This is a genomic window from sulfur-oxidizing endosymbiont of Gigantopelta aegis, assembly GCF_016097415.1.
Taxonomy (GTDB): Bacteria; Pseudomonadota; Gammaproteobacteria; order GRL18; family GRL18; genus GRL18.
Genome location: NZ_JAEHGE010000004.1, coordinates 19,558 through 31,639, shown reverse-complemented (window position 1 = coordinate 31,639; position 12,082 = coordinate 19,558). Strand labels below are relative to the sequence as shown.

Sequence of the window (12,082 nt, the reverse complement as noted above, 5' to 3'; positions counted from 1 at the left end):
ATTAAATGACCAATCTCACCGAAAACGCCATTGAAGACTTTGCTATCAAGCTGTTTGAAAAACAAGGCTATCAATACATCCATGCACCGGATATTGCCCCTGATGGCGAAAGGCCAGAGCGTAGCCATTATGATGAGATGATTTTAAAAGACCGGCTGTTTTCAGCCTTTCAGCGCATCAACCCATCCGTTCCACTCTCTTCATTACAAGAAGCGCAAAAAGAGGTAGAACGCATCCATTCACCGGAATTACTGACGAATAACGAAACTTTCCACCGGATGATGACTGAAGGGATCAATGTTAGCTTTCAGAAAGATGGACAGGATCGCGGTGATCTGGTTTGGCTGATTGATTTTGAACACCCAGAAAACAATGAATTTGTGGTCGCTAATCAATTCACGGTTATTGAAAATAACCAAAATAAACGCCCTGATCTTGTCCTTTTCGTCAATGGCTTACCGCTAGTCGTCATTGAACTTAAAAATGCAACCGATGAAAACGCCACGATTAAATCCGCTTATAAACAGTTAGAAACCTACAAACAGACAATCCCAAGCCTGTTTACCTATAACGCTTTATTGGTGATCTCTGATGGCTTGGAAGCCAAAGCAGGCTCTTTATCGGCAGGATTAAGCCGGTTTATGGCCTGGAAAAGCGAAGATGGCAAAGCGGAAGCTTCACACCTGGTCAGCCAGCTTGAAACCCTAATCAACGGGATGCTGAACAAAACCACCTTGCTGGATTTGATCCGGTATTTTGTGGTGTTTGAAAAATCCAAAAAAGAAGACTTAAAAACCGGTGTAATTAGCATTAACACGGTTAAAAAAATCGCGGCTTATCATCAATACTATGCTGTGAATAAAGCGATTAATAAAACCTTGACCGCTGTAAGCATTGGTGGAGACCAAAAAGCCGGTGTAGTTTGGCATACGCAAGGTTCTGGCAAATCACTTTCCATGGTATTTTATACCGGCAAAATCGTGTTGGCTTTGGATAATCCAACCGTGTTGGTGATTACCGACCGTAACGATCTTGACGATCAATTGTTTGATACCTTTGCCGCCTCAGCTCAGTTATTACGGCAAGAACCTAAGCAGGTCGAAGATAGACAACAACTCAAAGAACTGTTAAAAGTGGCCTCAGGCGGCGTAATTTTTTCCACGATCCAAAAATTCCAGCCGGAAGAAGGTAATGTCTATGATGAATTATCCGACCGGCGTAATATCATCGTTATTGCCGATGAAGCGCACCGCACCCAATATGGCTTTAAAGCCAAAACTGCGGATGAAAAAAACGAACACGGGGAAGTCATCGGTAAAAAAGTCGTTTACGGCTTTGCTAAATATCTGCGTGATGCTTTGCCCAATGCCACTTATTTAGGCTTTACCGGCACACCGATTGAAAAAACCGATGTCAACACACCGGCAGTATTTGGGGATTATGTTGATATTTACGATATTGCCCAAGCGGTCGAAGATGGCGCTACGGTTCGCATCTATTATGAAAGCCGCCTGGCGAAGGTGAGTTTGAGCGATGAAGGAAAAAAACTAATTGCCGAGCTAGACAAGGAGCTAGACCAAGAAGATCTGACTGATACGCAAAAAGCTAAAGCCAAATGGACGCAAATTGAAGCGTTAATTGGTAGTCATCAGCGAATTCAAAATATTGCTAAAGATATTGTCAGTCATTTTGAAGCACGGCAGGAAGTGTTTGCCGGTAAAGGCATGATCGTGAGCATGTCTCGTCGCATTGCCGTGGATTTATATGATGAAATCATCAAACTCAAACCGGAATGGCATTCTGATGATCTAAATAAAGGCGCTATTAAAGTCATCATGACGGCCTCATCGTCAGATGGGCCCAAAATGGCTCAACATCACACCACTAAAAAGCAACGTAAAGCCCTAGCTGAACGTATGAAAGACAATGACGATGAATTAAAGCTCGTTATTGTCCGCGATATGTGGCTCACTGGCTTTGATGCGCCAAGTATGCATACGCTATATATCGACAAACCAATGAAAGGCCATAATTTGATGCAAGCCATTGCACGGGTAAACCGGGTTTATCTGGATAAGCCGGGCGGCCTGGTGGTGGATTACTTAGGCATTGCCTCCGATTTAAAAGAAGCCTTATCCTTTTATTCTGATGCGGGCGGTAAAGGTGATCCGACTTTAGTGCAAGAACAAGCAGTTGAGGTGATGCTGGAAAAACTCGAAGTGATTTCTGCAATGTATCACGGGTTTGCTTATGAAGATTATTTTGAAGCGGATACTTCCGAAAAACTTTCCCTTATCCTGGCCGCCGAAGAACATATTTTGGGTCTGAAAGACGGCAAAAAACGCTATATCAACGAAGTTACCGCATTATCCCAAGCCTTCGCCATTGCTATTCCTCATGAACAAGCCATGGCAGCCAAAGATGAAGTGGCATTTTTTCAAGCGGTCAAAGCACGGCTAGCTAAATTTGATGGCACGGGCTCCGGCAAGACCAATGAAGAAATTGAAACCACCATTCGCCAAGTAATCGACAAAGCCCTGGTATCTGAACAGGTCATTGACGTATTCGATGCTGCCGGAATCAAAAAGCCGGATATTTCCATTCTTTCCGAAGATTTTTTACTCGAACTTAAAGGCATGGAGCATAAAAACGTAGCTTTGGAAGTGCTTAAAAAACTGCTTAATGACGAGCTGAAAGCTCGGGCTAAAAAGAACCTAGTACAAAGCAAATCCTTAATGGAAATGCTCGAAATAGCGATTAAAAAATATCAGAACAAAATCCTGACTGCCGCTGAGGTCATGGATGAGCTGATTAAAATCAGTAAGGAAATTGTCGCCTCAGATAATGAAGCGAAAACACTTGGGCTTACTGATTTTGAATATGCGTTTTATACGGCAGTTGCCAATAATGAAAGTGCAAAAGAACTCATGCAGCACGATCAATTACGCGAATTAGCGGTTATATTGACGAAAAGAGTACGGGAAAATGCTTCAATTGACTGGACGATAAAAGAAAGTGTAAGAGCCAAATTAAAAGTGATTGTAAAAAGAACCTTACGACAATTTGGCTATCCGCCAGATATGCAATTACTTGCTACTGAAACCGTCCTTAAACAAGCTGAAATGATCGCTACTGAATTAACGACAACATAATTTTAGCCCTAGCGTTTTTATAAAGATAAAACCGGAAAGCAACTTGAAAAAGACCTTACCGATTTCTGAAACTCTATTTGTGACTGGATTACAAATTGTTTCACGATAACAATTGCAAATGATACACCTTGATCTTTTATAACTGCGCCTTGTATTTTTATTATGTTCCTTTAATTAAAAATCAGGTTGGCTTCGGATATAAGTACCCGAAGCCAGGTTAATTACCCTTTTGGTGGATAAGGGTCATTTCCGTAAGAGTTTTTCTCTCTAATACGGCCATTTTCACCATGAATCAAAAGCTCTGACTGCTGGTTCTGTGCAATTTCACGAGCACGTTCAATTGCCTCCCCTTGAGTCGAATGCACTGATGTGGCTTTGCTATTACCTGCGCCTTTTACAGCCCAGTCATCACCGTGTGGAACAACATGTTGATTTTTCTTACTCATTTTTAAGCCTCTTTCGTTTCTGTCTGGGAAGCCCCATTATTACTTAATGCTCACCAGGTTATTAATCCAGGACATTAAACTGAAAATTATTTTTGTCCGCATTTTATATTGCTATGAGCATTCATATATGTACGTACTATAGGAAAAAACATGCATGTAGAATTTGTCGAAGAAGCAGATGAATTTTGGTCGCCATTAGATATTAACAATGCAATTAAGAATTTATCAGAGGTCGATATTTGTAGATTACATAGTATTGCAAAACAATACTCTTATCATTGTTCAATGGATGTTGATGAAATACTAAATGAAGCCATTTTTAGAGCCCTTTCAGGAAAAAGAAAATATCCTATTAATGTCTCTTTAATAGCATTTATATCTCAAACCATGCGGAGTATTGCTTTCAACGAAAGGAGGAAAAACGAAAAGCATGAATCTATTGATGATTCAACTTCATCATTACAGGATAAATCTGTTTCACCAGAAGAAAAGGCCACTGCTTATCAAGAATTGAACTCGATTTTAGAATTGTTCAAAGATGATGAAGATATAACTTCTTATTTAATGGGACTTTATGATGGATTCACACCCAATGAAATATGTGAATTTTGGGGATGGGATAGAACAAAATACGGTAGTGTACAAAAAAGGCTAAGGAGAAGTTTAAATAAACATTATCCAAATGGTAGAGAAAATGACTAAAAAAATCACCAGCATAGAGCAACTTGAAAAACTGACTGATGCATTAGTAGAAGATATTATTGAACTCAGTGATAAAGAAATATTATTAGAGGCAGGAGAACAGTTTAATGATCTATCAGAAGAAAACAATCATATACGTGACGTTATAAATAGTGCAGTTTTACGTGCATCAAAAATCAAATTAACTGAAGCTAAAAAACAAGTTAATGAATATAAAAAAATGACCACAAAAAGTAATGTCATATCCCTTTCTAATGCTCAAAAAAAATCTGTAATAGAAAACTTTACGACAAAAGATCCGGAACTTAACCAAAAATTGACACTTGCAGCCCGTAAAGGTGAAGGTATACAAACAGAAAATGATATTGAGGGAATGTTTGAAGATATGCTGGAACTTGGTCTAATAGACGAAGAAGGCAATAAAAAATGAATGGACTTACTGAAGCAGAGCAACTGCTTCAAGAACTAGGAATTACTGAACCAGAAGAAATAGACCTTGAAGCTATCGCATATCATGTTGGTGCAACAATAAAAAGAAGACCGCTAGATGGATGTGAAGCACGTATTGTTGGTTCTGATAATAAAGCCATTATTACAGTTAACTCTAGCAGCCCAAAAGTGAGGCAACAATTTTCTATAGGGCATGAAATTGGACACTGGTATTATCACAGAGGTAGAACCCTAGTTTGTAGGGCCGATGATATCGGAGGTCATCATTCGGATGTGGCAATATTAGAAAGACAGGCTGATAAATTTGCTTCTAATTTATTATTGCCAAACTATATTGTACGCCCATATTTGAATAAGTTTAAAAAGCTAAATTTTGACACCATAAGAAAAACTGCCAAATCTTTTGGAACAAGTATACCTGCGACAGCAATAAGTTTGGTTGAACGTGGTTCTTGGCCTTCTGTACTTGTATGTAATGGGCAATTAGGTCGAAAATGGTTTACACGCAACACAAAGATACCAATTCATTTTTTTCCAAAAAATGAATTGCATTATGAAAGTAGCGCAATGGATATTCTATATGGCAGAGAACATGATCAAACATCACCTAGAAAAATAGGCGCAGATAAATGGTTCAATTGCAGAGAAGCCTATAATCAAAATATTTACGAACAAAGCATACAAACAATAGAAGGTGATGTTTTGTCTTTACTAACTTTCAATTGAAGAAATATATGATAAAGATTTTTATATCTTACTCTCATGTTGATGACAATTATCGTAACGAACTCCAAAAACATCTAACATGCTTACAACATCAGGGCATTGTAGAAACCTGGCATGATCGGCGAATTATCTCAGGTGAAAAATGGGCAGACCGGATTGATGATGAGTTACGCCAAGCTGATATCATACTCTTGTTAATAAGCTCTGATTTCATTTCCTCTCGTTATTGCTATGAACTAGAAATGACAGAAGCACTTGCACGCCACAATCGTAAGGAAGCAGTTGTTGTTCCTATTATCCTGCGTCCATGTCATTGGACTGGACTACCTTTTGGACAGCTTCAAGCAGCGACAAAAGATGGTAAACCAGTTGAAAAATATCTCAGTTTAGATGATGCATTCCTTGAAATTATCCAAAACATTGAAACAGTAGCCAAACACTTGACTGCGAAAATACCTTCCACGGCAACCAGTTCATTTAAAAGTATAAGCATTCCAACTTCAGTACCCAGTAAACCAGAATTGCCACGTTCAAGTAATCTAGCCATACCAAAGGCTTTTTCAGATCACGACAAAGACACTTTTATTACTAAGGCTTTCGATTATATGGCACGTTTTTTTGAAGGATCACTACAAGAACTTAAAATCCGAAACCCTGGGACAAATACCAATTTTCAAAAGGTTGATTCTCGTTCATTTGAATCCATAATATACATCAATGGGAAACAAGCTTCTAAATGCGGTATTTGGCTCGGCGATTTTCTTGGCTCAAAAGGTTCATCATCGATAATGTATAGTAGCTCTGGGCTTGGTCAAGGGAATAGCTTCAATGAAAGTATGAGTATCAAAGACAATGGTAACATTTTAGGCTTGGAGTCAATGGGAATGTCACATTTGCATCGAACAGAAAAAATTCTTACCAATGAAGGAGCAGCAGAATATTATTGGACTATGTTTTTTGAACCAGTAAAAAGGCAGTACTAGGTGTAACGGTTTGTATTTATAAATTTCAATTCTCATGCTTAAATGTAAGCCTGTCCACAAGAAGTGATTTTATCCACTGGTTTCATTAATTTACTGTCTTACTCATCATTAAAAAACTGCATAAAGTAATGATTATAAAATAAAATGAAAAATTAGAAGGGTTTTACAAAACAAACAGTCCCCGCCTGGTATTAATCAGACCAGTCTGTAAGACTTAAAAATACTAAATACGGCTATCAAGCCTTCAATGTTCCCATGAGAAACTTTTCCCACTTATAAGGATTGTCTTCGCGGGTATGTTGACATCCAAAACAAGAGTATATAAAATTATATACATGGTTGAAACACCACTTTCAGCCTTTTGCTAAGACACTAGGAATTAACTCTGATGTTAATGTTCATTAATTTGACAAATGTTCTCATGAGAACATTTAAGGATTTTCTTTATGTCGAATGAAAATAAAGTAAGCGGTGAACCACCACGTTCACCGCTTGTAGAATCATCTAAGACACTAGCAGAAGATGATCCCGCCTCTATTATGTCGCATGGCTGCACTATAGACAAGGAGCTGGTAAAGCTTAATGAGATTATTGTTAAGCTGAGGAAAAAGGATAAATCTTTAACGGATCAAGGTTGCTTGTTAGCACGTATCCACTATAAAACTGACAGACCCAATATTATGTATATGCTCTTGCCGACCGATGAAGCAGGAAAGCGTAAATATATCCATGTCGGGGTGGATTCTGACAAACAGCAACAGGCCATCGCTAAGGTTTCCCGTTATGAAGAACGAGAAACCGTAAGAAGACAGATTCGTTTGCTTCATGAGCTTTACGATCAATGCCATCTTCAGTTGTCTGCAATGCTTAATCAATTGCGTTGTGATATTAACCAGGTCACCGGTAATACGGATTCTTAAGTTTTTTGATTTAGATTAGGATTATTTATGAAAAAGATTTTTGTTGTATTTCTTCTTAATGTTTTTCTTCTGAGTGGTTGTGCTACGCTCAACAATGCCACCCATAGCACTGATCCCGTTACCGGTGAAAAAAAGGTGAATAATACGACTAAAGGGGTTGGTTATGGGGTAGCGGGTGGAGCCGCGCTGGGTGCTATTATCGGTGCGATTGCCGGCGGCGGTAAGGGCGCCGCTTTAGGTGCGGGTATCGGTGCGGGAGCTGGTGCTCTTATTGGTGGCGGTTCGGGTTACTATATGGACAGCCAGGAAAAGATTCTACGTGAAAAACTGGAAAAAACAGGGGTTCGCGTTGTTCGGCAAGGGCAGGATATTAAACTGATTATGCCTGCTAATGTTACGTTTGAAGTGAATTCTTCAACTATTAATCAGCATTTCTATGAAACGCTCAATTCGGTTGCTTTAGTTTTGAATGAGTTCGGCAATACCCGCTTGAAAGTTTTTGGATTTACGGATTCTCAAGGCAGCTTTGAACATAATCAGTTATTGAGTGAGGATAGAGCGCGGTCTGTTTCCTCTTATCTGATTCATCAAGGGGTGAATCCTTCCAGGCTTTATGTACAGGGGATGAGCGAGCGGTTTCCTATTGCTTCCAATAGTACCCGTGATGGTCGTGCTTTGAATCGGCGGGTTGAGTTGAGTATCGAGCCGGTGAATATATAATTTTTTAAAAGTTTCTCATGAGAACATTTTTATTTTTAGTTGCTGGCTTGTGGTTTCCTTCTCTGGTCTTTGGTCTGGATGGTCGTGTTGTTCGAGTTGTCGATGGCGATACGATTGTTGTTTTAACGGATGATAAGACTTCTGTTAAGGTTCGTCTTAGTTATATTGATAGTCCTGAAAAATCACAGCCTTTAGGTAAAAAGGCTAAACAAGTTTTGTCCGGTTTGGTTTTTGGTCAGGTTGTTCATGTTGTTGAGCAACCTAAACCGGATCGTTGGAAACGTGTTTTGGGTGTTGTCTTTGTAAATGATGGTTTAAATGTTAATCGTGAAATGGTGGCTTTAGGGTATGCCTGGGTTTATCCTAAATATAATCAGGATGCTGATTTACCTGCTTTTCAGTTGGCTGCGCAACGCGCTGGTTTAGGTCTTTGGAGGTTGCAGGCTGATCAGCGAATTGAACCTTGGGTTTGGCGTAAGCTTGCCAGGCAATCTCGCCATTAATTTTCGGGAGGTCTCTGCATGTTCCGTTTGTCGTCTCAGGCTTGTGAATATTTTGATATGTCGGATGATGAGCTGTTTCGTTCTGATGTTTGGAATGATTTGTTGCTTTGGTTAAAAGAAACTCATCAGGTGCCGAGTTGGGATATTGAATCGGGCGAGTCGATTAATTATGCGCTGGTTGAGGAATTTGCCAGGTCTTCTGGCTTTCAGAAAAAAGGTTGTGATTATGCAGTGTGAATTGTGTAAATTTTCAATTCCGCATTCGGGCCGGTTTTTTGTTGAGCATTGTCGTTATTATTCGACTTTGGAAAAGAAACAATTGATGCTGCTTGCGGCTGAAATTGATCAATGTTCTTTTTTTGAACTGGATTCTAAAGAGGGTCCACATTTTGAACGGGAAATCCCTTATGAGAAAAAATAGCGTTCAGTTTTTTACTCTTCCGTGTAAAGGCGGCTGTGGTAAGGAAATTACGACGACGAACCGATCCATTCACGGCCTCGATGTTCTTCATGCAAAATACGCAGGCTATTGCAGTGATTGTTCGCCTTTAAACGAGCAGGAAATAGCCTTAAAACAAGGTCGTGCATTAGCTGAAAAGTTTTATCAAACTAATAGCCATGATTGAATTTATTGACCTTGAATACCAAAGCAATGCAGGGACAAAAATTGAAGCAGAAGGGTATAAAGCGGGTTGTGTTAAAAAAAGTTCTAATGAAAATCCTTACGAAAAATCTAGCTGGCAATATGATATATGGGAGCAGGGGCGGGTTGCAGCTATGCGTTTGTTAAACGTTGAATCATGACAGCGATAGAAAGTTTCTCATGGGAACATTTTGGGCGATCCCTACGGGCCGGGCTTTCCGTTCCAATGAAATAAACGGCTGAGTAAGTTCAGCTAACGGTCAAGCAAGTTCCGTCCCTCCACTTTCTTGGCCGAAGCTTCTCTAACTCATCCTTTCCTTTCATTTCCTCTGCAATCCCTATCGCGGCGGGGTAACATCGAGGGCCATCAGGTCCGCTGGCCACGTAACCCTGTATTCTTCATATCCCCATCCTATCACCTTTGTTGTAAATACCTTGGGTGAAGCCGAAGGCTGAGGGCAAAGCCCTTCATAATTCATCTTTATTCTGATGAGGGATAGATGCTATCGCAACTATCCTGATTTTTAGATTATGGGCAAACAGATGCTACCGCAACTGTTTACTTTTTAAAATCATGTATTCACCTTTCCAACAATGATGTTGCCCCCGTTTCGCCTATTGCGTGGATTCAAGACCAATCAATTCCATTCTGCAAGGTACGCTTCGCTTTTCTCCTGGCAGAATGGAATTGCCCGGTCTCATTGAATCACGCGGCGAAACGGGGGCAACACCAATAAAGCCCTTGTTATGAAAAGCGAAGACAAATGAGGAACGGCGCAGCCGTGCTGATTTAAAACGAGAACCGGCTTGGTTCTCGTAGCTCTCCACGGCAGCTCACCAAGAGCATCACTTTTAGGGTGGTTTGTCAATCCTATATTATTGTATTTATTAATATATTGTTCCATGTGAAACGTTAAAAAGTTTACAAACAGGTTGACGCAGTATATAAAAGTATATATAATTATATACAAGGTTGAGGGACACCACGCCCCAACCGGTTTTTTTAAGACACTAGGAGTTCATAACATGGCTTATTCAAAATCAAAGCGCGATTTATACCAAGAAGTTACCGATAAAATTATTGATTCTTTAGAGCAAGGCGTGAGTCCTTGGGTTTGCCCTTGGGATCGTTCCGGTGAAATGACGTTACCGGTTAACCATTCATCCGGTGATTTTTACCGTGGCATTAATGTTTGTCTGTTGTGGATGGAACAGCAGTTGCGCGGTTTTTCGTCGTCTCGCTGGATGACCTATAAGCAAGCAGCGGCAAAAGGCGGACACGTTAAAAAAGGCGAAAAGGGAACCATGGTTATTTTTTATAAAACATGGGAAAAAGAAACCGGCGAATTCAACGAAAATGGGGAGGGAATTATAGAAAAAATTCCGATGTTGCGCTCTTTTATAGTTTTTAATCTGGATCAGATAGAAGGGATTGAATTACCCGAACCTAAAACCAATTTTGAGGGCGGTTTTGACTCCATAGAAGCCGCTGAAACTGTTTTGATGGCTTCAGGTGTGGTGATTCATGAAGGCGGCACACGGGCGTTTTACCGGCCATCTACCGATGAAATTACTATGCCAGACAGAACCCGCTTTATTTCGGCGAATGATTATTATGCCACGGCTTTACATGAGTTAGTTCATGCAACCAAACATAAAAGCCGTTGTGATCGTGTTCCTTATGATTCCAAGCAGGCTAAAGGGGCTTATGCCTTTGAAGAGCTGGTTGCAGAACTTGGGGCTAATTTCTGTATGGCCGGTTTAGGTTTATCCGGTTCCGTTCAAGATCATGCGTCTTATATAGATCATTGGCTGGGTGTGTTAAGAGAAGACAAAAAAGCCATTTTCAAGGCCGCAGCGCAAGCACAAAAAGCGCATGAATGGATAGAGCAGGCTACCCAGTCTTTTCTGTCTCAGAATGCCGCCTGATCCTCCTATAGCTCGGCGGTCGAAAGACCGCCTTTTTGGTAAGCATGACAAGATGATATTTAAGAGGATAAACAAATGAATAAAGCAGAGGCGGGGAAACAGGCTTTTTATGGCGTTAATGTTATTTTGGCAGGAAAGCTTAGGGAGTCTTACCCCAATGGTTGCACATTAGCGGAAGCGATTTTACTGGCTCAAACGTGGGATTCTGATTTTATCGGCAGAGCTGAACATTTCGCGCGTGATTCCGAGTTAAAAGTATATAAAGATATATTAAAGGCGTGTGTCCACGCCTTTAATCTTCTTCCGAATACCAGACTCGGTTTTCAGGGGTTCAACAATACTTATGCGTTAGCTTCAAAAATAGATTCGTTGCTTGAGCATGAGAAAAAGAATATTTAAAACGTTTTTCATGGGAATATTTTGGGCGATCCCTACGGGCCGGGCTTTTCGTTCCAATGAAACAAACGGCTGAGTAAGTTCAGCTAACGGTCAAGCAAGTTCCGTCCCTCCACTTTCTTGGCCGAAGCTTCCCTAACTCATCCTTTCCTTTCATTTCCTCTGCAATCCCTATCGCGGGGTTACGCGGCCAGCTCGCTTGGTGGTCCTCGGTGTCACCCTGCTAGTTCAAGCGGTTCATACTCGCTTAAATCCAGTTCTTTTTTGGCTTGATGCAGGTTGAAATTGTCCTGCATTTGCAGCCAGCTTTCAGGGGAGCGTCCCAACACTTTTGACAATTTCAGGGCCATAGCCGGTGATACGTCCGTTTTTCCATTGATTAACCGGCTAACCAAGCCATCACTGACTTTAAGGTTTCTGGCAAGCTCATTTGAGCCGATATGACAGGGTATTAAATACACCCGTTTGATGAATTCCCCAGGGTGCATGGGGTTGTGTTGTTCAATCATAAT

The 12,082-nt window shown here is 40.5% G+C and carries 16 protein-coding genes; 14 read left to right on the top strand and 2 right to left on the bottom strand.

All coding sequences use genetic code 11. The features are described 5' to 3' along the window. Positions 1-5 precede the first annotated feature (5 nt). Positions 6-3,152, top strand: coding sequence for a type I restriction endonuclease subunit R (locus JEU79_RS25015; protein ID WP_198266631.1), 3,147 nt, complete (start codon positions 6-8; stop codon positions 3,150-3,152). 221 nt (positions 3,153-3,373) lie between these two features. On the opposite strand, the gene JEU79_RS25010 is transcribed toward JEU79_RS25015, so the two are convergent. Further along, positions 3,374-3,598, bottom strand: a complete 225-nt coding sequence (locus JEU79_RS25010; RefSeq protein ID WP_198266630.1) for a DUF2188 domain-containing protein — start codon at positions 3,596-3,598, stop codon at positions 3,374-3,376. A 150-nt stretch (positions 3,599-3,748) separates the two neighbouring features. Here JEU79_RS25010 and JEU79_RS25005 point away from each other — a divergent pair, with 150 nt between their 5' ends. From JEU79_RS25005 to JEU79_RS27210, 13 genes are all read left to right on the top strand, one after another. Next, a complete protein-coding gene (locus tag JEU79_RS25005; RefSeq protein WP_198266629.1) occupies positions 3,749-4,300 on the top strand; it encodes a sigma-70 family RNA polymerase sigma factor in 552 nt (183 codons plus the stop codon). Next, positions 4,293-4,730 (top strand): hypothetical protein, encoded by a 438-nt coding sequence (locus JEU79_RS25000; RefSeq protein ID WP_198266628.1) that lies wholly within the window; start codon positions 4,293-4,295, stop codon positions 4,728-4,730. The genes JEU79_RS25005 and JEU79_RS25000 overlap by 8 nt, the downstream gene beginning before the upstream one ends. After that, entirely contained in the window at positions 4,727-5,476 is a 750-nt protein-coding gene (locus JEU79_RS24995) for an ImmA/IrrE family metallo-endopeptidase (protein WP_198266627.1), read from the top strand. Before JEU79_RS25000 ends, JEU79_RS24995 begins: the two co-directional genes overlap by 4 nt. 8 nt (positions 5,477-5,484) lie before the next feature. Then, complete coding sequence (locus JEU79_RS24990) at positions 5,485-6,459, top strand: toll/interleukin-1 receptor domain-containing protein (RefSeq protein WP_198266626.1); 975 nt, start codon at positions 5,485-5,487, stop codon at positions 6,457-6,459. 446 nt (positions 6,460-6,905) lie between these two features. Continuing rightward, complete coding sequence (locus JEU79_RS24985; RefSeq protein WP_198266625.1) at positions 6,906-7,379, top strand: hypothetical protein; 474 nt, start codon at positions 6,906-6,908, stop codon at positions 7,377-7,379. A 27-nt stretch (positions 7,380-7,406) separates the two neighbouring features. Next, positions 7,407-8,099: a YiaD family glycine zipper/OmpA-like lipoprotein gene (locus tag JEU79_RS24980; protein ID WP_198266624.1), complete on the top strand. Its 693-nt coding sequence runs from the start codon at positions 7,407-7,409 to the stop codon at positions 8,097-8,099. Between the two features lie 17 nt (positions 8,100-8,116). Beyond that, on the top strand, positions 8,117-8,602 hold the full coding sequence (locus JEU79_RS24975; protein ID WP_198266623.1) for a thermonuclease family protein: 486 nt from the start codon (positions 8,117-8,119) through the stop codon (positions 8,600-8,602). A gap of 18 nt (positions 8,603-8,620) precedes the next feature. Next, positions 8,621-8,839, top strand: coding sequence for a hypothetical protein (locus tag JEU79_RS24970; RefSeq protein ID WP_198266622.1), 219 nt, complete (start codon positions 8,621-8,623; stop codon positions 8,837-8,839). A 1-nt stretch (position 8,840) separates the two neighbouring features. Beyond that, entirely contained in the window at positions 8,841-9,023 is a 183-nt protein-coding gene (locus tag JEU79_RS24965) for a hypothetical protein (protein WP_198266621.1), read from the top strand. Beyond that, positions 9,010-9,228 carry a DUF2688 domain-containing protein gene (locus JEU79_RS24960; protein ID WP_198266620.1) on the top strand — a complete coding sequence of 73 codons (219 nt, stop codon included), beginning with the start codon at positions 9,010-9,012 and terminating at the stop codon, positions 9,226-9,228. The genes JEU79_RS24965 and JEU79_RS24960 overlap by 14 nt, the downstream gene beginning before the upstream one ends. Then, on the top strand, positions 9,221-9,406 hold the full coding sequence (locus tag JEU79_RS24955) for a hypothetical protein (protein ID WP_198266619.1): 186 nt from the start codon (positions 9,221-9,223) through the stop codon (positions 9,404-9,406). Before JEU79_RS24960 ends, JEU79_RS24955 begins: the two co-directional genes overlap by 8 nt. 865 nt (positions 9,407-10,271) lie before the next feature. Continuing rightward, positions 10,272-11,174 (top strand): ArdC family protein, encoded by a 903-nt coding sequence (locus tag JEU79_RS24950; RefSeq protein ID WP_198266618.1) that lies wholly within the window; start codon positions 10,272-10,274, stop codon positions 11,172-11,174. A 75-nt stretch (positions 11,175-11,249) separates the two neighbouring features. After that, positions 11,250-11,573, top strand: a complete 324-nt coding sequence (locus tag JEU79_RS27210) for a hypothetical protein (protein WP_246540718.1) — start codon at positions 11,250-11,252, stop codon at positions 11,571-11,573. A 212-nt stretch (positions 11,574-11,785) separates the two neighbouring features. On the opposite strand, the gene JEU79_RS24940 is transcribed toward JEU79_RS27210, so the two are convergent. Continuing rightward, entirely contained in the window at positions 11,786-12,079 is a 294-nt protein-coding gene (locus JEU79_RS24940; RefSeq protein WP_343075030.1) for a HigA family addiction module antitoxin, read from the bottom strand. Positions 12,080-12,082 lie beyond the last annotated feature (3 nt).